We start from the raw sequence: 22,497 nt of genomic DNA, 5'->3' as shown, positions 1-22,497 counted from the left end.
TATCATTATGAAATACCTTCCTAGATTAACCTCAAAAAATTTTCCCGCATTAACGCGCAGTAAGACCCCGACGTCAAGGTTCTCAGAAACCCGAAGCAAGTGGAGTTTGGGGTCAACTGCCTGTAAAAGCCTGAATGGTGAGGGCCAACGAGGAGGAATTGCAGTTCATTCCTCCCTGTTGGTTACTTAGGCTTTGCCACAGGACGTGGCGCTCTTAGCCTAAGTTCCTTAAATAATCAGTAGGGGATAAGGAACCCCCCTCTGATTGAAGTTTCACTTTAACCCATTAACCTAAAGAGTGGTGCCAATAGATGACAGTGTTAACGATATCAGCATTGGAGAATATGATTTTAAAAGAGTTATATGCCCATGCAAAAGAATATAAAATTGCATATTACAGCAAGTTGACAAAAAAAGAACTTATTTTTGCTATATTGAAATCAAGAGCTGAACAGGAAGGATTCTTCTTTATGGAAGGCGTCCTTGAAATCATCCAATCGGAGGGCTACGGCTTCCTTCGGCCAATCAACTACTCACCGAGCTCGGAAGATATCTATATTTCCGCTTCACAAATCCGACGTTTTGATCTTCGAAACGGTGATAAAGTAAGTGGGAAAGTTCGACCGCCAAAAGAGTCAGAACGTTATTATGGCCTTCTGCAAGTGGAAGCCGTCAATGGAGAAGATCCAGAAGTAGCGCGTGAACGCGTGCATTTCCCAGCCCTAACACCACTCTATCCAGACCGTCATATCAAACTTGAAACGGATCCATTAAAGTTATCGACACGTATTATGGATCTTATTTCGCCGGTTGGTTTCGGTCAGCGCGGACTCATCGCCGCTCCGCCAAAAGCAGGGAAAACACTGCTGTTGAAGGAAATTGCGAATTCCATCACATTAAACCATCCTGATGCGGAACTGATTGTCCTTCTGATTGATGAAAGACCAGAAGAAGTGACGGATATCGAACGCTCCGTGAAGGCTGACGTAGTCAGTTCAACTTTCGATGAATTACCGGAAAACCACGTCAAAGTGGCGGAGCTTGTATTGGAACGGGCGATGCGACTTGTAGAACATAAAAGAGATGTTATCATTCTCATGGATTCCATTACACGGCTTGCGCGTGCATATAACCTTGTTATTCCGTCAAGCGGACGTACACTGTCAGGCGGTATCGATCCGGCTGCATTCCATCGACCAAAACGATTTTTCGGGGCAGCACGTAATCTCGAAGAAGGCGGTAGCTTGACCATTCTTGCGACGGCTTTGATCGACACAGGTTCACGCATGGATGAAGTGATCTATGAAGAATTCAAAGGAACAGGCAATATGGAGTTGCATCTTGACCGTAATCTTGCGGAACGACGGATCTTCCCAGCACTCGACATTCGCCGGTCGGGTACGCGCAAAGAAGAATTACTTATTCCTGCTGACCAACTTGAAAAGCTATGGGCAATTCGCAAAACATTTTCCGATTCGCATGACTTTACAGAACGTTTCATGAAGAAGTTGCGTCTGACAAAAACAAACGAAGAGTTCTTCGACAAATTAAATGATGAAATGAAAGCCCACCGCAACGGTAAAGGGCTGTTGTAATAGAATGCCGGCTTTAGTGAGTGCTTTATTGTGGTACATGCAACCTAGTGTGTGGTGTATTTACCTGTATAATTTCTGTCAAGGGCACAGAAATTATACAAACCGAACCCTGCGCTGTTCGATTTGCTGCCACAATTCGAAGGGCACGAATGGTGTCAGTAACAGGCACAGTGCATTTTTTGTGGTTCTGTACTGGATGGTTGAGTGTGCGAAACTGTATATATACACAGCGAAGGCTACCCCGAGCGCCGCAGCATTATTCAATGGAACCATCGAATTAAAATAGTTGCATCAGAACAATAATCTTGTTATAATCTCTAAGGTAACTTAAATAATATCTGCGTGCATATGCGGTTGACGAACACGGACCGTGTAAGGCATCAGTCTTATAATACAACTCTGTTCCAGATGGTTCAGGGCGAAAGGAGAGAGATTGATGAAAGCAGCAATTCACCCAGCTTATAAAGTGTCAACTGTTACTTGTTCATGTGGTAACACATTTGAAACAGGTTCTGTAAGAGAAGACATTCGCATTGAAGTTTGTAATGAATGCCACCCATTCTACACTGGACGCCAGAAATTTGCTCAAGCGGACGGACGTGTCGACCGCTTCAACAAAAAATATGGTCTCAAAGAAGAAGGCCGCGAAGAAGAGTAAGATCTTCTCAATACCCGTCAGGTGCACAAGCGCCGGGCGGGTATTTCTTTTTGGAGAAAAACATGTCTAACACATGTAGGCTTGAAATAAAAGACGTTAAATTCGACTGACTTTAGGGTATGATAGATAATCCAATGATATGTAAAGAAATAATTATATAGAAGCAACTGGAAGGAGATTCACCATGTACGTAACTATGCAGGGCGGTTGGATTGAGGTCATTTGCGGCAGTATGTTTTCAGGTAAATCCGAGGAATTGATTCGACGAATAAGACGTTCGCAGTTCGCCAAACAAAAAATTGCGGTATTCAAACCGGAAATCGATGATCGTTTTAGCGAAGAAGCCGTTGTCAGCCATGATGGGACAACTGTTATCGCGAATCCGATTGCCAGCTCCAACCATATTGAACAGTTTGTCACCGATGATTATGACGTAATCGCAATCGATGAAGCCCAGTTTTTTGACGAGGGTATCGTCGACGTCGTGATGGAATTGGCCAATCGTGGATTCCGTGTAATCGTCGCTGGACTTGACCAAGATTTCCGTGGCGAACCATTCGGACCAATGCCGCGTCTAATGGCTGTGGCTGAACATGTTACCAAATTACAGGCTGTCTGCACGGCGTGTGGATCGCCCTCAAGTCGAACGCAGCGGCTCATTAACGGCACGCCTGCGGGCTATGATGATCCCATCATTCTAGTCGGCGCTTCAGAAGCGTATGAACCAAGATGCCGCAAGCACCACGAAGTACCAAAAGGTGTAACAGCTGTAGCAACTTCAAAAGGTTAACAGCAATCGAGCCCGTCCGGCAGAATAGGGCGGGTTTTTTGGTGCATAGCGATGCGGGCGCAACGTTGCTAAGTTTCTCTGGAGTATTGTTTAGTTTAGGAGTAGCGTTGTTAACTTTCGCCAGAACGGTGCGAACATCGCGCGAAACGTTGTCAACTTTCACAAGAACGTCGACATCAGTGAAATAACTGTATTTACCAAGCGAATTCCCGTACAATGAACGTACAAAACAGTCCTGAAAAAGAGGTGTCCACAATGTTTGATAGGTTACAAGCAGTAGAAGACCGATATGATCATCTGAATGAAATGCTCAGTGATCCAGCGGTAGTGAGCGACATTACAAAACTTCGTGATTATTCGAAGGAGCAGTCTGGCTTGCAGGAAACGGTCGAAACGTACCGTGACTATAAACACGCAAAAGCAGAACTTAAAAGCGCCAAAGAAATGCTGAATGACCATCTTGACGATGAAATGAAAGAACTTGTCAAAATGGAAGTATCCGACCTTGAAGATCAAATCGAATCATTCGAAGAAAAGCTGAAAATATTGCTCGTGCCAAAAGATCCGAACGACAACAAAAACGTTATCATGGAAATCCGGGGCGCGGCAGGTGGCGATGAAGCGGCACTGTTCGCGGGTAGCTTATTCCGTATGTACAGTCGCTTCGCGGAAATGAACCACTGGAAAGTAGAAGTATTGGATTCATCTCCTACAGAGCTCGGTGGCTTCAAAGAAATTATTTTCATGATTAACGGAACGGGCGCCTACTCCAAATTGAAATTTGAAAACGGGGCACACCGCGTGCAACGGGTCCCGGAAACTGAATCCGGCGGGCGTACGCATACCTCAACAGCAACCGTCGCATGCCTTCCAGAAGCGGAAGAAATCGAAATTGTCATCCATGAAAAAGATATTCGAACGGATACCTACTGTTCATCTGGTCCTGGAGGTCAGTCGGTCAACACAACGATGTCCGCCGTCCGATTGACGCATCTTCCAACAGGTATTACCGTGTCTATTCAAGATGAGAAATCGCAGATTAAGAATAAAGAAAAAGCGATGAAAGTATTACGCGCACGTGTTTCCGATAAATTCACACGAGAAATCCAAGATGAGTACGATGAAAAAAGGAAATCTGCAGTCGGTACAGGCGACCGTTCTGAACGGATTCGCACATACAACTTCCCGCAAAACAGGGTGACTGATCACCGTATCGGGCTGACAATCCAGAAACTCGATCAAATTATTGAAGGTAAACTCGATGAAGTCATCGCCGCGCTAATTATGGAAGAACAGGCATACCGCCTAGAAAGTTTGGATCGCAATGACTGAAAAAATCTATGAAGCTCTCCAGCGGGCTTCTTCTTTATTAGAACAACAAGGCTTTGAGCCACATGCTGCACAGCTCCTTATGGAATTTGTCACGCAAAAGTCCAGAGCTTCTTTATTTGCAGATGTACAGGAACAACTTACAGGCGAGCAACACAAGGACTTTTGGGATAAAACCGCCGAACTGCTCGAAGGAAGACCCGTGCAATATGTCATTGGTGAAGAAGGTTTCTACGGCTACACCTTCAAAGTGGATGAAAATGTTCTAATTCCGCGCCCAGAAACAGAAGAGCTCGTTTACGGAGCGCTTGAACGAAGCAAAAAAATCTTCGCTACTAAAAAAATTACCATCGCAGATATCGGAACAGGTAGCGGCGCAATCGCGGTTTCATTCAAAAAAGAATGGCCTGAAGCTCTTGTTACTGCAACGGACATCAGTGAAGGTGCACTTGCAATTGCGAAGTATAACGCAAAAGCGAACGACGCTGAAATTACTTTTCTGCAAGGAGATATAACGGCGCCGATCTCGCAGGACAAGTGGGACGTCGTGTTATCCAATCCACCCTACATCGCGCATGACGAAGCGGCTTTAATGTCTGGTACGGTCCTCGACCACGAACCGCATAATGCATTATTTGCGGATGAAGACGGACTCTACTTTTATCGAAAGCTTGCCGAAAGCTTGCCGCCACTTATGAACAAGCCTTCCCTTATCGCAGTCGAAATTGGCTACCTGCAAGGACCAGCTGTGCATAAGTTGTTCGAAGAGGCATTCCCAGAAGCCTTAGTTGAAACGGTAAAAGATATCAATGGCAAAGACCGAATGATATTTTGCGAGACTTGTGAATAAATCCCTCCTACTCTGGCAACAATGCAGAGTAGGAGGGGATAGACATGTTAACAGACTACGAGATTATAAGAAAGAAAACAATAGGTCAAAAATGGTTGCCTTATATTGAATTCATCATCATGCTCATCATTATTCAGGCATTCATAGCGGTATTCATGACGGCGACAGAAGAAGAGGATACTATCCGTTTCAGACTACTTGCCCATTCAGATACGTCTGCCGATCAGCAGATTAAAATAAGTATCCAACATGAAATTCAGCCGCTCATTGAAAATGCAGTGAATAAGTCGCGTACAAAAAAAGAACTTGGGGATAACTTGGTGGCACTCGAAAGCGAAATCCTCGAAATTGCTAACGCTATGTCAAAGGGCGCTGCTATTTCGCTTGAACGTAAAGAAGCATTGTTTCCGCCGAAGCGTTCGGGTCTATTTATTAGCCCGCAAGCGACATACGATGCCTACATTTTGACAATTGGTAGTGGACGTGGGGATAACTGGTGGTGTGCAATGTTCCCGAAAATCTGTTTCCCGGATAAAAAAGAAGAAGAAGAACAAAAAGTCACTTTTTTCGTCTGGGAGTGGATAAAAGGGCTATTCGCATAAAGTTACCAACAAACTTTGTGGATAGAGTGATTAAAATGTGTATAAGTGGGGGATTAGCTCATGGAAACAAAAGTGGTTTCAGTGGATAACTTTATGGATAACAAAAGAAACTATGAACAGGCTGTGGATATTTTAAAAAATGGCGGTGTCGTCGCGTTTCCTACAGAGACAGTATACGGTTTGGGCGCACTTGCAACGGATGAGTTAGCGGTGCAAAAAATCTTCGGAGCAAAAGGGAGACCCTCCGACAATCCGCTCATCGTACATATTGGTAATAAAGAACAAGTTTTCAACTATGCAACGGGTATTTCCGTAGAGGCGGAAAAGCTGATGGAGACATTTTGGCCTGGCCCGCTTACGCTTGTTTTCCACAAAAAAGTCGGCGTCATCGCCCCGAATGTAACGCCTGGCGTTGAGACGGTGGGAATACGAATGCCGGATCATCCGGTTGCATTAGGACTTCTGCGTGCACTAGGTGAACCGCTTGCAGCACCGAGTGCTAATCGAAGCGGAAAACCGAGTCCAACTGAAGCGGCTCATGTACATAAAGATCTTGACGGACTTATTCCGCTCATTCTTGATGGAGGACAGACTGGTGTTGGTGTGGAGTCAACCGTGTTGGATATGACGACAGTTCCGCCCACTATTTTACGGCCGGGGGGGACAACGCAAGAAATGATTGAGAGCATCATTGGTCCTGTAAACTGTGAAACGAAGTCACCTGGCGGACAAGCACCACGTTCCCCAGGGATGAAGTATTTGCACTATGCGCCGGAAGCTCCACTTTATGTCATCAATTACGACGCTGATAAAATTCGTGCAGCTATTGATAAACTTCACGCTGAAGGTAAGAAGGTCGCGCTGATAGGGCCTGATGAATTGGGCATTTTGGGTGCGGATTGGTACTTTTCGATTGGCTTGGCAGGTAACAATGAAGCAATGGCGACAAATTTATACGGAGCGCTCCGTAAATGTGATTTGACGGAAGCAGATCTTATTCTAGCTGTTGAAACGGACGTGGCTGGAGTTGGAGCGGCTGTTATGAACAGATTAATGAAAGCGGCCGAAGGAAAACACTATATGAACTGAATACCACACGAATGAGCTCCTCGAACACCGCATAAGATTGACTGATGCGGATTTCGGGGAGGTTTTACTTTGACAGAAGTTTTCGTGGCTGGCATTACGACCTTGGACGTTTTAGTGATTTATTCTTTCCTACATATAAATAAAGGGAGATTTGTATTAGTACTCTGGACATCGTTGCTCAATATGGTTTTCCCGTTTCTCGGATTCATAACTGGAGAACTTTCGGCGCATATATTTACAGTTTGGAGCAGTATTTTATCTGGTGTAATGCTCAGTTTGATTGGAATACATATGTTGCTACAAGACGGTGAAAATAGTTCTACTGGAAAACAGCTATCTCCATTTTTAATCGCATTTGCAGTGAGTATCGATGCCTTTTCGGTGAGTGTTTCATTTGGTATGCTCCATATGGATAAAACTCTTTTCATCGTCGCGTCGGGATTATTTACCTTTGTCTTTTCCTGTGCCGCCTTCCTATTAAAAGGACATCTTGGTCTTAAAAATGGGAAAGCCCTAAGGCTAATTGCAGGATTCGCTTTATTAACAATAGGAGTATTGTCATGTTTTAGTTGAAAATGACCGTTTCTTTATTCGCAAAACTCGGCTATTCTAAAGTGGGAGGGTGATAAGAATGAATATCTATTTGATTTGCACCGGAAATACGTGCAGAAGCCCGATGGCGGAGGCGATTCTCCGTTCTAGAGGGATTGACAATGTGTCAGTTCGTTCAGCGGGTGTTCATGCACAAGACGGCTGGCCGATTTCTCTGAACGCGAAAACACTTATCGAAGAAGCGGACATGCTTTACACGCCTGTTTCAAGAGTTGTTTCAAGTGAGGATTTGAAGTGGGCGGATGTCGTTTTAACAATGACAGAAGGGCATAAAGCTGATCTTATTCATTTCCACCCAGAAGCGAAATGTAAAATATTCACACTAAAAGGATTTGTGAAACCGGAATTACCTGGCGATGTGTACGACCCGTACGGAGGCGATATCGAAACATACCGGCATGTTTTCAATGAGTTGTCGGGAATTATCGATGTGCTTGAACGGAAATTGATGGAGGAATAGTGATGAGAGAAAAAAGGGGAAAAAAGTTCGGATTAAAAAGAAAGCTTATTTTATTTATAACGATACTTGCGATTGTCACTTACACAACGAGTGCATTATTTATTAATGTCGTACAACCACAATTTTTCCCGAACTTTGAACCGTTCTGGTTCGCAGTGATGACGTATGGAATGGGAATATTTTGGTCAGGTGTGTTAGCGGCACTCTTCAGTACAATATTAACGAAACCATTGCAAAATCTCGAGGAAGCGGCCAACAAAGTTGCGGACGGGGAAATCGGTACGGATATCAAACTGCCAAACTCGTCTGATGAAATCCGTTCAGTAGCAGAAGCGTTTCAGCATATGGTTCTTAATTTGCGCACGATAGTCGGGCAAATTGAGATTAACTATGAAAAGACGGCAAGTACAGTGGATAATTTATCAGTTGAAACCGGAGCTGCTGCGAGACAGGCGGATGCAGTAGCGTCTACCATCAAGGAGATTGCTCACGGCGCAGAGGAATCGGCAATCGCTATTCAAGAAACAGCAGAAGCAATTGAAGATGTCCGGCTATTAGCTGTTGAAGTGAGCAACAGAGCGGAAGATTCCTCTGGACGCTCAAAAGAGATGCTTGAGGAACTTGTACGCACGACAGAAGTATTCCGTATGCTTGTCGATGGTATCCGAAATATGTCTTCAAAAAGTGAACTATCACTTGGCACAATTAGGCAACTGGATCACAATGCACAGAAAATCGGTGAAATCGTCCAACTTGTAGGTAATATTGCGGCACAGACGAATTTATTGGCATTGAATGCATCCATCGAAGCTGCGCGTGCAGGTGAACACGGAAAAGGATTTGCAGTTGTTGCAGAGGAAGTGCGTCTGTTGGCTGATGAAAGTGCCAAAGCCGTAAATGGGATTTCAAATCTTGTTGCAACAATCCAGACAGACGTTACGAAAGTCGTGAAGGAAATGGAACAACAAGTGAAGACCGCGGCAACCGAAGCAGATCGTGCCAATGAAACAAGTGAAAATGTCGAAGCAATGGCATCCAAAGTGAATGGTATGGCGGATTCTGTCGTTGAAATTAAAAAATTCGTCGAACTGCAGCTGACAAATATAGAGACAACTGCACGCCAATCACAAGAAGTTGCAGCAATCGCGGAACAAACATCCGCTGGTGCACTTGAAGTCGGGGCAGCAACAGAAGAACAAGTTCAGTCAATTGAACAGGCAGATGCGATGGCGAGTGAACTGAAAAGGCAATCTGAAGACCTTTATAATGTTATTAGTCGGTTTGATCGGACTAAATGAAAAGCGGAAGCGGCTGTTCAGCCCCGAAAAGCGCTGGAAGGCTTGAAGATAAAGGCGCTCTTTGCCTTTATCAGCAAGACTGAAGCGACTCGAGGGGCTAGCCGCTGTAGCTAGACACAATGAAAAGCGGAAGCAGCCGTTAAGATGCGACAGGCATAAGGCGGATCTGCGGTGTGGCGTTCTTGGCCACAAAGCTGAGCCGCCTTTCAAGGAACCTAGCCTAAGTATCGCCGCGTCCTGCGGCAACGGCTACGTAACCCACATCCTGTGGGCCTCCGAGCGTCTGGCTGCAGTAGCTAGACACAATGAAAAGCGGAAGCAGCCGTTAAGACGTGACAGGCATAAGACGGATCTGCGAAGTGGCGTTCTTTGCCACATAGCTGAGGCGCCTTATGACCTTAACGTCTGGCTGCTGTAGCTAGACACGACGAAAAGCGGAAGCGGCCGCCGGATCAAAGCATAAAAAAATACGAAACACAGCCCAAATTTTCATCTGGCTGTGTTTTTTTGTTGAAAAATGATAGAATGAGTTGTGTGTATATTAAGAAAAGAGGGATCCTGTGAAAATCGCGATTTCTTCAGACCATGGCGGAAACAATCTTCGTCATGAGATAATCAAATTATTGGCAGAACTCGGGTTGGAATTTGTAGATTATGGCCCAGATTCGAATGAGTCCGTTGACTATCCGGACTTTGCAGCACCGGTCGCGAATGGGGTGGCATCGGGTAAATTTGACCGAGGTATTGTTATTTGCGGAACAGGAATCGGCATGTCAATTGCGGCGAATAAAGTAAAAGGCATCCGTTGTGCGCTTGTCCATGATGTCTTTAGCGCGAAAGCGACAAGGCAGCATAACGATTCAAACATCCTTGCGATGGGCGAACGCGTTATCGGACCAGGACACGCAAGGGAAGTAGCAACTGCTTGGCTAAACACGAAATTTGAAGGTGGACGCCACGAGCGCCGTATTGGTAAATTGATGGAACTTGAAGACTGATTTTAAAGGAAGGCAGTCTAAGTTCGCGACATCGTGTCGCAACGACTGCATGACCCACTTCGTGTGGGCCTAAGCGCCTGTACAGCCCCGACAAGCGCTGGAGGACCTGAAGATAAAGGTGATCTTTGCCTTAATCTAAAGGTCTGAAGCGACAGAGGAAGGCAGCCTAAGTTCGCGACATCCTGTCGCAACAGCTGCATGACCCGCTTCCTGCGGGCCCAGGGGCTAGGCGCTGTAGCTAGACACCATGAAAAGCGGAAGGTAGGTGGGTATAAAGTGGATGCTTTGAATTTATGGAAGCTTCAACTTGAGCAACTGTTAGCAGAAATGGCTGAACAGACAGACCTTATACCGGGCACAATTTTCGTCATCGGCTGCTCGACCTCTGAAATTGCCGGCAAACGAATCGGCACTGGAGGCGCGCTTGAAATTGGAAAAGCGCTATACGAACCCTTAACAGATTTTGCCGAAAAACATAAACTAATTCTTGCATTCCAAGGGTGTGAACATATTAACAGGGCGCTGACAATTGAACGTCATGCGGCCGAAAAGTTCATGCTTGAGCCAGTTTCAGTTATCCCAATGATACATGCGGGAGGTTCAATGTCGGCCTACGCTTATCAGCATATGAATGACCCTGTAGTTGTAGAGGAAATTCGCGCTAGTGCAGGCATCGATATTGGACAAACATTAATTGGCATGCATTTGAAGCGGGTTGCTGTCCCTTTACGTACATCAATCGGGAAAATCGGCAATGCAGTTGTCACGGTCGCAACAACAAGGCCGAAGTTAATTGGTGGAGAACGTGCAACATATAAAGAATAGCGGAAGCGGCTCGCATAGACGCGACAGGCGCAAGACGGTTTGCGAGGAGGCGTTCTTCAGCCCCCACAGCAAAATGCCTTGCGACCCCGAGCGTCTGGCCGCTGTAGACTGGACAATAAAATAGATAATGAAGGGGAATGAGAATATGGAATTGAACAAATTGGGCAACGTACAACGTGAAGATGAGGCAGTATACGAAGCGATTATGGCGGAGAAAAAGCGTCAACAATCAAACATCGAATTGATTGCATCTGAAAACTTCGTAACAGAAACAGTTATGGAAGCGCAAGGTTCTTATCTAACGAACAAATACGCAGAAGGTTACCCTGGCAAACGCTACTACGGTGGCTGCGAACATGTTGACGTTGTTGAAAATATCGCACGTGACCGCGTAAAAGAAATCTTCGGCGCGGAATATGCAAACGTTCAGCCGCACTCTGGTGCGCAAGCAAATATGGCTGTCTATTTTGCTGTACTTGAGCCTGGGGATACAGTTCTTGGTATGAATCTTTCACACGGCGGTCACTTGACACACGGAAGCCCAGTTAACTTCTCGGGCAAATTGTACAACTTTGTAGATTACGGAGTGAGCAAGGAAGATGAGCTTATTGACTACGAAGATGTCCGTCAAAAAGCGCTTGAGCATAAACCTAAAATGATCGTAGCGGGTGCAAGTGCCTATCCACGTGAAATTGATTTTGCTAAGTTCCGTGAAATTGCGGATGAAGTGGGCGCGTACTTATTCGTCGACATGGCGCATATCGCAGGGCTTGTAGCAGTCGGCGAACATCAAAATCCAGTTCCACATGCACATTTCGTCACTTCGACAACACATAAAACATTACGCGGGCCACGCGGTGGTCTTATTCTTTCTACAGAGGAATTTGGTCGTAAACTTGATAAATCAATCTTCCCAGGAGTTCAGGGTGGACCATTGATGCACGTCATCGCTGCAAAAGCGGTTGCATTTGGCGAAGCACAGAAACCGGAATTCAAAACATATATTCAACAAGTGAAAAGTAATGCTAAAGCATTGGCTGAAGCGCTAATAGCTGAAGGTGTTGACATCGTATCCGGCGGAACAGATAACCATTTGGTTTTGCTTAACCTGCGTTCACTTGAAATCACGGGTAAAATTGCAGAGCACGCACTAGATGAAGTTGGCATCACTACGAACAAAAACACGATTCCATTCGACACTGAAAGTCCGTTTGTCACATCGGGGATTCGACTTGGAACACCAGCTGTTACAACACGTGGCTTTAAGGAAGAAGAAATGAAAGAAATCGCATCAATCATGGCAGCAGTTCTGAAAAATCATGAAGACGAAGCTGTGAAAAAAGAAGCTCAGCAACGCGTTGTTGCATTGACGGACAAATTTCCGCTATATGCATAATATCTAAAGAATAAGCCGCTATCAATATGGATGGCGGCTTGTTTTTTTGGTTTATCTGTTAGCTGTAATTATAGGGGGAGAACTACAATGAACCGTCCTCAAATAAGTACTGGGGTTTCTGAGGAAAAGACAACTTTGATCAGGTGGCTCCAACGGTTTGGGAGCCGCTTCCAGACAGGTTTCATCGTAACAGATCCAGGTGCGGGGGATGATCCCGTCATTTTTGTCAATGAAGTATTCACAGCTATAACAGGTTTTTCATCTGAAGAAGTAGTAGGGCGCAATCTGAGTTTTTTGCATGGTGAAGAAACGGACATGGATCTCATAAGTGAAATTGATCAAAAACTACATAGTGGTATGCCTGCGAATGCAGAAATTCTTAACTATAAAAAAGACGGGACCCCTTTTTGGAATGAACTCGTCATCCAACCGATAGTCGACAGCAGTGGGAATATTTTATTTACTGCTTCTTTCATTCTTGATGTGACAGAACGGAAAAAAGATGAATCCTTGCTTAAACTGCAAGAAAAAATATTTACTGGCATTAATGCTGGAGTAGAGCTTGGCGATCTACTGCAAAAAATATGTGATGTAATCGAATCGTACTTTCTTGCGGGCTCAATTTGCTCCATCCTTTTCAAGGAAAAGAATGGTAGCTGGACTGTTGGAGCTGCGGGGTCGGTCCCTGAATCGTTCCTGCAAGAAATGCTGATTAATGCATCAACTGTTGGAGACGAAATTCCTGAAGAATTGGGTATTGTTGAAAATATTTTAGACAATCCTGAGTGGGTTAGAAGATTAAGTGTAAGTTCGATGTTTGATTACAACGCAAGTTGGTCGGTACCTATACATGATAGTGAGGGGAACCTTAACGGCGTATTCACGGTTTGCATGAGGAAGCCAGGCATACCTACTGAAACCCAAATGCAGTTTTTAGAGAAACTGCCGCCCCTGATTCAACTGGCAAAATCCTATTACGAACAACAGGAACAGTACCGAAGACTTGCGTTTTCAGATCCAGAAACTGGTTTGCCAAACCGTTATGCATTTTTGGATAAACTAAAACGTAATATCTCGGATGGCGGAGAACATTTTGTTGCTGTCATAGAACCAGCCGAATATGCCAAAATTGTTGATCTGTATGGAAGAGATGCGGCTGATGAACTGTTCATCCAGCTAGGTAAACGAATTGGTAAAGTGGGCAACGAAAAACTGAATTATATCGGGCGTTTTTCAAGTGCATCACTCGTAATGACTGGCGATAGCGGCGAAGGTGATGGAGATACCTTCCTTGTCGAATTAGGTAAAAGTGTTGCGGAGCCATTCATTGTTGCAGGACAAGAAATGTTCATCACGTTGAAAATTGGTATTTCATTTTCCAAAGGTGACCATACTAGTGAAGAGGAACTGTTACGCCGCGCCGACATAGCCATGTCAGACTCGAAAAAGAAACCGGGCAATGCAATGTCATTTTACAGGGGTTTGCACAATGAGGAATCGGTAAAAGAAATGAGGATATTCAACGAATTATCAAAGGCGCTTCTTGCGCAGGAAATCGATGTCTATCTTCAGCCAAAAGTCAATTTAAAAGATGGAGAAATCATCGGCTTCGAAGCACTTGCTCGATGGTTCTCATCCGTATTAGGTCCAGTTCCACCAAATCTGTTCATCCCCGCCGCTGAAAATATGGGGAAAATCATTGATCTGGAAATTATTATTTTATCGAAAGTGATGGAATGGCAGCAAAAACGGGAACAGTCAGGTGAAAAGATGTATCAGGTGGCCGTCAATATTTCTGTCCACCATTTCTTTGACTGCACTTTCGTCGAGAAATTAATAAAGCTGACTACTAACTATGACCTTTCACCCAAGTATATTATGTTGGAAATGACGGAGAGTATCGGACTCGTTGATTTACAAAAGGCGAAGTTGATTTTCCATACACTAAATGCAGCAGGGTTCGAAATATCCGTCGATGATTTTGGCGTAGGCTATTCATCGCTCAGCTATTTGCCTCAATTGCCTCTTTGCGAATTAAAGATTGATCGAAGCTTCATAAGTGCGCTCGATGAACCAGGCACGCTTGCTGTCGTCAGAACAATTATTCAACTGGCTGAAAACCTCAATTTGAGAACAGTTGCGGAAGGAATCGAAGAGGAGAGACATATTGAGATTTTACGTAATCTAGGCTGTAAAGTCGGGCAGGGTTTCTATTATTACAAGCCAATGCCTTTGCAAGAAATTGAGCGATTGCTTGCTGAATAGTTAGACATATAAGTAGTCAGTTGTCTAGCGTGCCTGAACTGGAAAGTATCTGTTATAATGAACAGGACATTCTAATAAAGGGGCGAATAATAATGCCGAAAATACATGTTTTTGACCATCCACTTATCCAACATAAACTTACGTACATACGTGATATCAAGACAGGAACGAAAGAATTCCGTGAACTTGTCGATGAAGTAGCGACACTTATGGCTTACGAAATCACGCGTGAACTACCACTTCAGGAAGTGGAAGTTCAAACACCGGTTTGTAAAGCTCAATCGAACGTACTTGCAGGTAAGAAGCTCGGAATCGTACCGATCTTGCGCGCAGGTATTGGAATGGTAGATGGAATACTAAAATTAATTCCAGCAGCAAAAGTAGGACATATTGGTCTTTACCGTGATCCTGAAACATTGCAACCCATCGAATATTACGTAAAACTACCTTCTGATGTAGCGGTACGTGATTTCATTCTTGTCGATCCGATGCTTGCAACGGGCGGATCTGCAATTGCGGCGGTCGAATCATTGAAGAGCCGCGGTGCGAAAAACATTAAGTTCATGTGCCTAATTGCTGCTCCAGAAGGCGTGAAAGCATTGACAGAAGCACATCCTGACGTGGATATTTATATCGCTGCGATGGATGAAAAGTTGGATGAAAAAGGCTACATCGTACCAGGACTTGGCGATGCCGGCGACCGTTTATTCGGAACAAAATGAGTTGAAAGGCGTGAAGATTTTGACAAAGAAATGGAAAGTAATGACGATTTTCGGTACAAGACCGGAAGCTATTAAAATGGCTCCGCTTGTGTTGGAATTACAAAAGCATTCGGACGACATCGAATCGATTGTGACGGTTACAGCGCAACATCGTGAAATGCTGGACCAAGTGCTACACACATTCGGTATCACTCCAGATTTTGATCTTAATATCATGAAAGATCGGCAAACGCTTGTCGATGTTGCAACACGCGGACTCGAAGGACTTGACCGCATCATGAAAGAAGCACAGCCTGATATCGTACTTGTCCACGGAGATACGTCGACAACTTTCATCGGCAGCCTCGCAGCGTTTTATAACCGAGTTTCGGTTGGACATGTTGAAGCGGGACTTCGTACGTGGGATAAATATTCGCCGTATCCGGAAGAAATGAATAGGCAGCTAACAGGCGTCATTGCTGACCTTCATTTTTCACCGACAGAACAATCGGCCCGCAATTTGATAGCCGAAGGAAAGTCAGAAGACCGCATCTATATCACAGGAAATACCGCGATTGATGCGCTTCAAACGACAGTGCGTGAAGAGTACTCACATCCAGTTCTCGATAAGATCGGAACGGACAGACTAATCTTACTGACTGCACATCGTCGCGAAAATCTTGGCGAACCAATGCGCAATATGTTCCGTGCGATTAATCGGTTACTTGCGAAGCATGATGATATCCAAGTTATCTATCCTGTTCACATGAATCCGGCAGTGCGTGAAGTGGCTGACGAACTTCTTGGCAACAACGACCGTATTCATCTAATCGAACCGCTTGAAGTTGTCGATTTCCACAATTTTGCAGCACGTTCACACATTATCTTGACGGACTCGGGTGGTATCCAAGAAGAAGCACCTTCACTCGGTAAACCGGTTATCGTCTTGCGCGATACAACGGAACGTCCGGAAGGTATCGAAGCGGGGACACTAAAACTGGCTGGCACGGATGAAGAAATAATCTTCACTTTGACGGATGAACTTTTAACCGACGAAGCAGAATACAGCAGAATGGCAAAAGCCTCCAATCCATACGGAGACGGACACGCTTCCGAACGAATTGTCGAAGCGTTGAAAAAGTACTTATCTTCTATAAACTAACAACCAGCACGACGACCGGGTCAATCCGGTCGTATTTTTTTACGGCCATTGGAAGTCATGGCAAACCGGAAGTTAGTGATGGCTCTTGCCAAGTTAGTCATGGCCCGCCCCAATAACTATCACGTCACTCCATGCCAAAAAGAGGGAAACCTCTAATGGGCAACCCAATACATTAAATATACGTCAACTAATCATCCAATTTTGTCGAATGTTTGACAATGTGAAGAGTTTGTGAAAAATTTCACTGTAATCAATTGACATCAAAATATGCCTATTGTATGCTTACAAAGGGTAAGAATGATAGGGTTTTCATATATGAAACGGCAACATAATGTGAATGTTAAGGCTTTGCTAATATCCTATCGTTTTTTGACGGATGTGCAGAGGCTTAAATAGCATCATGCATTTGATTTAACGTAGCATCTGCCGAATTGCCTTCCATTCGACAATACTCGCAAAACTTACAGGTTCCACCCTTTTCAGAGTCTCGCCAAGAATAGTGTAAGCGGCCTGCTTAGACTGGACAAATAACTGGCTGGACAGCGAAACGGGACTACCCCGCTTTTCCTTGTGATTTGCTTGCTACTAAGCCTTATCTCAATCGAAGTTGCAAGGCTCCATACAATTTGGAAATACGAATCAGGAGAATCGCCTACTATGCAAACATTGCAAGAAATTCATAAAAAGCAAAGGAAGGTTCTCTTTTTTTTGCTCGCATTGTTCGTTCTAGGGTGGGCATTAACTGATTTGAAACCGATTTTCGCAGGATTAATTCTCGGATCTCTGTTCGGATTGTATAATTTTTGGATTCTTGTCCGTAGAATGGAAAGATTCGACAAGATTTTTACGGAGGGTAAGAAAAGAGCATCACTCGGAACGATGATGCGTTTCGCATCCGGTGTGGCTGCGGCGGCAGTCGCGATTTCGCTGCCGGAACATTTTAACCTGGTTAGTTCGGTTATCGGGCTTATGATTCCTTACATCCTGCTATTGGCTGATGGGATTATATTCCGTACAAAAAACCATTAAAGCTTTTTCGTAGAAAAGAGCGAACATCGAACTTTTCTTTTTCGTAGAAAAAGCTTAAACCGATTGTGAAAGGGAGGTGAACGAAACGTGAACCATGAAAATCCGACGATAGAATGGCTCGGATTGACATTCAACTTGTCAAACGTCCTAATGCTTTTCATCACGTGCCTGATTGTATTCCTTATTGCATTCTTTGCAACACGAAAAATGCAGCTGAAACCCACGGGTATGCAGAACTTTATGGAATGGATCATGGATTTCGTAAAAGGTATTATCAAGAACAACATGGACTGGAAAACAGGCGGTCGATTCCATGTACTTGGAATAACGCTATTAATGTTTGTTTTCGTAGCCAACGTAATCGGACTACCATTCTCGATTCAATACGATCATAAACTTTGGTGGAAATCACCAACAGCAGATCCAACAGTTACGTTGACGCTTGCTGCAATGGTCGTTGTGCTATCGCATTACTATGGTATCAAATTGTTAGGCCTCAAAGAATATGGGAATAGCTATTTAAAGCCAATGCCATTTATGGCCCCATTGAAAGTCATTGAGGAGTTTGCAAATACGCTGACACTTGGTCTGCGTCTTTACGGTAATATCTATGCAGGTGAGGTCCTATTAGGTCTTCTTGCAACACTTGGAGCAGGAAGCGTATACGGCTTTGTCGGCGCCCTAGTTCCAGCACTCGCTTGGCAAGGATTCTCGCTCTTTATCGGAGCTATCCAAGCATTCATCTTTGTTATGTTATCGATGGTCTATATGGCGCATAAAGTCAAAACAGACCATTAAACATATACTGCCCGTTTAACGGGTGAACAAACAAAAAAAACTCGAAAATATTAGGAGGAAATTATACTATGGGTCTTTTAGCAGCGGCAATCGCAATCGGTCTTGGTGCACTTGGTGCAGGTATCGGTAACGGTCTTATCGTTTCAAAAACAGTTGAAGGAATCGCGCGTCAACCAGAAGCACGTGGCGTTCTTCAAACAACAATGTTCATCGGTGTTGCACTAGTTGAGGCGATTCCTATTATCGCAGTAGTAGTAGCGTTCATCGTTATGAACAAATAATAATTACCAACATTAACAAAATGGCGAAGAGCGCACTACAAAGTCCTTCGCCATTCCTTTATGGAGAAATATGCGTAACACAACTTATGAAATAAAGTAAAACTAACTATATTTGATGAACTATAAGCTCTTGAAGGGAGTGAAACAATCGTGTTTTTGGATACCTTCGTCCTATTGGCAGCAGATTCAGCCGATCAAGGATTCTTAGCAAGTCTGAACGGCGTACTCAAACTAAACCTAGGTGACATTATCGTCACACTTTCGTTTTTCACGATTCTCATGCTTCTTCTGAAGAAGTTTGCTTGGGGCCCACTTATGGGTATCATGGATCAACGTGCTGAGTTGATCGCAAATGAAATCGAATCGGCTGAAAAGAGCCGCGCAGAATCACAAAAAATTCTTGAAGAACAACGTAACCTGTTGAATGAAGCGCGTACTAACGCTCAGGCGATTGTTGAGAATGCCCGTAAGCAAGGCGATACTCAACGTGCCGAAATCATCACAGCAGCTCGTTCAGAAGTAGGTCGTATGAAAGAAGAGGCAACTCTTGAAATTGCATCTGAAAAAGACAAAGCTATCGCGGCAGTTCGCGGAGAATTCGTATCTCTTTCTATCCTTGCAGCGTCTAAAGTTCTCGGTAAAGAAATTTCCGAGGAAGATAATCGCGCATTGATCGAAGAAACGATTGCGAAGGCAGGCGAAGGCCGATGAGCCAATCGGTTGTAGCAAAACGCTATGCACAAGCATTGTTTGAACTAGCACAAAAAAACGGACAAACTGGCGCAATTCAAGAAGATCTAATTGAATTGAAAAAAGTTTTCCAAACAAATAAAGAGCTTGGTCAATTACTTCAATCACCGAGATTAAAAGCAGCAAAAAAGAAAGAGCTTATGGCAGATCTATTCAAGGGTGCGAACCAGCTCATTTTGAATACATTATTCCTAATGCTCGACAAAAAACGCATGGACGAGGTTGTAAACCTTGTTAACGAGTTTATCGCTTATGCGAATGACGCAGCAGGCATCGCTGACGCGAAAGTGTATTCTACACGTCTGCTTACAGTGGATGAAAGCCAAGCTATCTCTACTGCGTTCGCGAAAAAGATTGGTAAATCAGCATTGCGAATTGAAAACATCATCGATCCGAGCTTACTTGGAGGCATCCGTCTTCAAATTGGTAACATTATCTACGACAGCAGCGTAAGCGCGAAGCTTGAGCGACTGAAACGGGATCTTATCGGTTCATAAATCTGAAATTTGAGGGGTGACATGCATGAGCATCAAAGCTGAGGAAATCAGTGTTCTCATAAAACAGCAGATTGAAAATTATCAATCTGAGATGAAAGTGAGCGAAGTCGGTACAGTTATCGCAATTGGTGACGGTATCGCACGTGCTCATGGCCTCGACAACGTCATGGCTGGGGAACTTTTAGAGTTCTCAACTGGCGTCATGGGTCTGGCTCAAAACTTGGAAGCGAACAACGTTGGTATCGTTATCCTAGGGCCTTACACAGACATCAAAGAAGGCGATGAAGTACGTCGAACAGGCCGTATTATGGAAGTTCCTGTCGGAAAAGAATTAATCGGACGCGTTGTTAATCCACTTGGGCAACCAGTTGATGGATTAGGTCCGATCAATACAACAAAAACACGTCCAATTGAAAGCCCAGCACAAGGGGTTATGGCGCGTAAATCCGTTCATGAACCACTACAAACGGGTATTAAAGCGATTGATGCACTTGTACCAATCGGCCGTGGACAGCGTGAATTGATCATCGGTGACCGTCAAACAGGTAAAACGACAGTTGCAATTGATACAATTTTGAACCAAGCTGACCAAGATATGATTTGTATTTATGTAGCAATCGGACAAAAAGAATCAACAGTTCGTGGTGTTGTTGAAACACTTCGTAAAAACGGCGCACTTGATTACACAATCGTTGTTACGGCTTCTGCTTCACAACCATCACCATTACTATACCTTGCTCCTTACACAGGAATAACAATGGCTGAAGAATTTATGTTCGATGGTAAGCACGTTCTAATCGTTTATGATGATCTATCTAAACAAGCAGCGGCATACCGTGAACTTTCTTTGCTACTTCGTCGTCCTCCAGGCCGTGAAGCTTATCCTGGTGATGTTTTCTATCTTCACTCTCGTTTACTTGAACGCGCAGCGAAGTTGAATGACACACTTGGTGCAGGTTCTATCACGGCATTGCCATTCGTTGAAACACAAGCTGGAGATATCTCTGCTTATATTCCAACGAACGTAATTTCTATCACTGATGGACAAATTTTCCTTCAATCTGACCTATTCTTCTCGGGTGTACGTCCAGCGATTAACGCCGGTCTTTCCGTTTCCCGTGTTGGTGGATCAGCGCAAATCAAAGCAATGAAAAAAGTTGCGGGTACACTACGTCTAGACCTTGCGGCATACCGTGAGCTAGAAGCGTTCTCACAATTCGGATCAAACCTTGATTCTGCAACTCAAGCGAAACTTGACCGCGGAGCGCGTACAGTTGAAATCTTGAAGCAAGACTTGAACAAACCGTTTAAAGTTGAGCAACAGGTTATGGTTCTTTACGCATTGACACGTGGATTCCTTGACGATATTGCTGTCAAAGATATTCTTCGTTTCGAAGCAGAACTTTTAAGCTGGCTTGAAACTAACCACACTGACGTTTTAGATCATATTCGTACAACGAAAGACCTTCCAGCCGATGAATTGATGGCAACAGCACTCAACGCATTCAAGAAGATCTTCGCACGTTCTGAATAATTCTAGTTGGAATCATTTTGACGAAGAACGTCAATGGAATCATCTTTGACGGAAAGCGTCAAAATGATTAAAAAAACAAAAGGTGGTGAGAATTGCCAATGGCATCTTTACGCGACATAGAAAACCGTATTAAATCGACGAAAAAGACAAGTCAGATTACGAAAGCAATGCAAATGGTCTCCGCTTCTAAATTAAGCCGTGCCGAGCTGAATGCGAAAGCGTTCATCCCGTACATGGAAAAAATCCAAGAAGTTGTAGGTTCAATCGCAGCTGGAACAAGTGACTTGAGTCATCCGATGATGATTAGTAGACCGGTCAAAAAGACAGGTTATATCGTGATTACATCAGACCGTGGACTCGTTGGGGGTTACAATGCTAACATCCTACGTATCGCAAAACGTGCGATTGAAACGCGTCACGCTTCAAAAGAAGAAGTGAGCATCATTTCAATCGGACAAAAAGGCCACGACTATTTCGAAAGACTAGGTTTCAACATAGCTGAAAGTAAGGTCGGTCTATCTGACCATCCTTCTTTCGACGAAATAAAAGATATCGCGAAGCGTGCTGTTGGCATGTTCACAGAAGGCGAGTATGACGAAGTGTACCTGTACTACAACCACTTCGTTTCTGCCATCGCAAGTGAAGTGACGGAAAAGAAATTGCTTCCGCTCACTGACATCACATCGACTGCCGCTACTACTTCATATGAGTTTGAGCCTTCAGGCGAAGCAATTCTTGAAGTGCTTCTTCCACAATACGCGGAAAGCCTTATTTATGGAGCTGTAATTGACGGAAAAGCGAGTGAACATGCTTCCAGTATGACAGCAATGAAAACTGCTACTGATAATGCAGCTGATTTGATAGATTCTTTAACACTTTCATTCAACCGTGCACGACAAGCTGCGATCACGCAACAAATTACGGAGATCGTTGGCGGCGTCGCTGCTCTTGAATAAGAGTGGACACTGCACGGCAAAG

General features: G+C 44.3%; 23 protein-coding genes. All 23 read left to right on the top strand.

Annotated features, from left to right (window positions below):
• The first annotated feature begins 311 nt into the window (after positions 1–311).
• The 23 genes from rho (at position 312) to atpG (ending at position 22,475) form a co-directional block, all read left to right on the top strand.
• On the top strand, positions 312–1,595 hold the full coding sequence (gene rho / locus H2672_RS00645) for a transcription termination factor Rho (protein ID WP_186667932.1): 1,284 nt from the start codon (positions 312–314) through the stop codon (positions 1,593–1,595).
• 436 nt (positions 1,596–2,031) lie between these two features.
• On the top strand, positions 2,032–2,253 hold the full coding sequence (gene rpmE / locus H2672_RS00640) for a 50S ribosomal protein L31 (protein WP_186667930.1): 222 nt from the start codon (positions 2,032–2,034) through the stop codon (positions 2,251–2,253).
• Between the two features lie 184 nt (positions 2,254–2,437).
• Entirely contained in the window at positions 2,438–3,043 is a 606-nt protein-coding gene (locus tag H2672_RS00635) for a thymidine kinase (RefSeq protein ID WP_186667928.1), read from the top strand.
• Positions 3,044–3,298: 255 nt separating this feature from the next.
• Entirely contained in the window at positions 3,299–4,375 is a 1,077-nt protein-coding gene (gene prfA / locus H2672_RS00630; protein WP_186667926.1) for a peptide chain release factor 1, read from the top strand.
• On the top strand, positions 4,368–5,222 hold the full coding sequence (prmC, locus tag H2672_RS00625; protein WP_186667924.1) for a peptide chain release factor N(5)-glutamine methyltransferase: 855 nt from the start codon (positions 4,368–4,370) through the stop codon (positions 5,220–5,222). The genes prfA and prmC overlap by 8 nt, the downstream gene beginning before the upstream one ends.
• 44 nt (positions 5,223–5,266) lie before the next feature.
• Entirely contained in the window at positions 5,267–5,824 is a 558-nt protein-coding gene (locus H2672_RS00620; protein WP_186667922.1) for a stage II sporulation protein R, read from the top strand.
• A 60-nt stretch (positions 5,825–5,884) separates the two neighbouring features.
• Positions 5,885–6,913 (top strand): L-threonylcarbamoyladenylate synthase, encoded by a 1,029-nt coding sequence (locus tag H2672_RS00615; protein WP_186667921.1) that lies wholly within the window; start codon positions 5,885–5,887, stop codon positions 6,911–6,913.
• 69 nt (positions 6,914–6,982) lie between these two features.
• Entirely contained in the window at positions 6,983–7,486 is a 504-nt protein-coding gene (locus tag H2672_RS00610) for a manganese efflux pump MntP (RefSeq protein ID WP_186667920.1), read from the top strand.
• A 58-nt stretch (positions 7,487–7,544) separates the two neighbouring features.
• A complete protein-coding gene (locus H2672_RS00605) occupies positions 7,545–7,985 on the top strand; it encodes a low molecular weight protein arginine phosphatase (RefSeq protein ID WP_186667919.1) in 441 nt (146 codons plus the stop codon).
• Positions 7,986–7,987: 2 nt separating this feature from the next.
• Positions 7,988–9,283 (top strand): methyl-accepting chemotaxis protein, encoded by a 1,296-nt coding sequence (locus tag H2672_RS00600; protein ID WP_186667918.1) that lies wholly within the window; start codon positions 7,988–7,990, stop codon positions 9,281–9,283.
• 560 nt (positions 9,284–9,843) lie between these two features.
• Positions 9,844–10,281, top strand: coding sequence for a ribose 5-phosphate isomerase B (rpiB, locus tag H2672_RS00595; protein WP_186667917.1), 438 nt, complete (start codon positions 9,844–9,846; stop codon positions 10,279–10,281).
• A 276-nt stretch (positions 10,282–10,557) separates the two neighbouring features.
• A complete protein-coding gene (locus H2672_RS00590) occupies positions 10,558–11,106 on the top strand; it encodes a TIGR01440 family protein (RefSeq protein WP_370569569.1) in 549 nt (182 codons plus the stop codon).
• Positions 11,107–11,251: 145 nt separating this feature from the next.
• Positions 11,252–12,502, top strand: coding sequence for a serine hydroxymethyltransferase (locus tag H2672_RS00585; protein ID WP_304625983.1), 1,251 nt, complete (start codon positions 11,252–11,254; stop codon positions 12,500–12,502).
• Positions 12,503–12,589: 87 nt separating this feature from the next.
• Positions 12,590–14,767 (top strand): sensor domain-containing phosphodiesterase, encoded by a 2,178-nt coding sequence (locus H2672_RS00580; protein ID WP_186667915.1) that lies wholly within the window; start codon positions 12,590–12,592, stop codon positions 14,765–14,767.
• A 92-nt stretch (positions 14,768–14,859) separates the two neighbouring features.
• Positions 14,860–15,489, top strand: a complete 630-nt coding sequence (gene upp, locus H2672_RS00575; protein WP_186667912.1) for a uracil phosphoribosyltransferase — start codon at positions 14,860–14,862, stop codon at positions 15,487–15,489.
• A 19-nt stretch (positions 15,490–15,508) separates the two neighbouring features.
• Complete coding sequence (gene wecB, locus H2672_RS00570) at positions 15,509–16,630, top strand: non-hydrolyzing UDP-N-acetylglucosamine 2-epimerase (protein WP_186668334.1); 1,122 nt, start codon at positions 15,509–15,511, stop codon at positions 16,628–16,630.
• A 657-nt stretch (positions 16,631–17,287) separates the two neighbouring features.
• Positions 17,288–17,659: an ATP synthase subunit I gene (locus tag H2672_RS00565; RefSeq protein WP_186667910.1), complete on the top strand. Its 372-nt coding sequence runs from the start codon at positions 17,288–17,290 to the stop codon at positions 17,657–17,659.
• A gap of 87 nt (positions 17,660–17,746) precedes the next feature.
• Positions 17,747–18,457, top strand: a complete 711-nt coding sequence (atpB, locus tag H2672_RS00560; RefSeq protein WP_186667908.1) for a F0F1 ATP synthase subunit A — start codon at positions 17,747–17,749, stop codon at positions 18,455–18,457.
• A gap of 68 nt (positions 18,458–18,525) precedes the next feature.
• Positions 18,526–18,738 (top strand): F0F1 ATP synthase subunit C, encoded by a 213-nt coding sequence (gene atpE / locus H2672_RS00555; protein ID WP_186667906.1) that lies wholly within the window; start codon positions 18,526–18,528, stop codon positions 18,736–18,738.
• A gap of 150 nt (positions 18,739–18,888) precedes the next feature.
• Entirely contained in the window at positions 18,889–19,449 is a 561-nt protein-coding gene (atpF, locus tag H2672_RS00550) for a F0F1 ATP synthase subunit B (protein WP_186667904.1), read from the top strand.
• Positions 19,446–19,985: a F0F1 ATP synthase subunit delta gene (locus H2672_RS00545; RefSeq protein WP_186667902.1), complete on the top strand. Its 540-nt coding sequence runs from the start codon at positions 19,446–19,448 to the stop codon at positions 19,983–19,985. The genes atpF and H2672_RS00545 overlap by 4 nt, the downstream gene beginning before the upstream one ends.
• Positions 19,986–20,010: 25 nt before the next feature.
• Entirely contained in the window at positions 20,011–21,519 is a 1,509-nt protein-coding gene (gene atpA / locus H2672_RS00540; RefSeq protein WP_186667900.1) for a F0F1 ATP synthase subunit alpha, read from the top strand.
• A gap of 98 nt (positions 21,520–21,617) precedes the next feature.
• The gene (gene atpG / locus H2672_RS00535) at positions 21,618–22,475 is read left to right on the top strand and encodes an ATP synthase F1 subunit gamma (protein ID WP_186667898.1); all 858 of its coding nucleotides are present in this window, start codon (positions 21,618–21,620) and stop codon (positions 22,473–22,475) included.
• Positions 22,476–22,497: the final 22 nt, after the last annotated feature.

It is taken from the genome of Sporosarcina sp. BP05, from assembly GCF_014282005.1.
In the GTDB taxonomy this organism is placed as follows: domain Bacteria; phylum Bacillota; class Bacilli; order Bacillales_A; family Planococcaceae; genus Sporosarcina.
The sequence above is the reverse complement of the archived record's forward strand: the minus strand, read 5'-3'. Positions and strand labels throughout refer to the sequence as shown.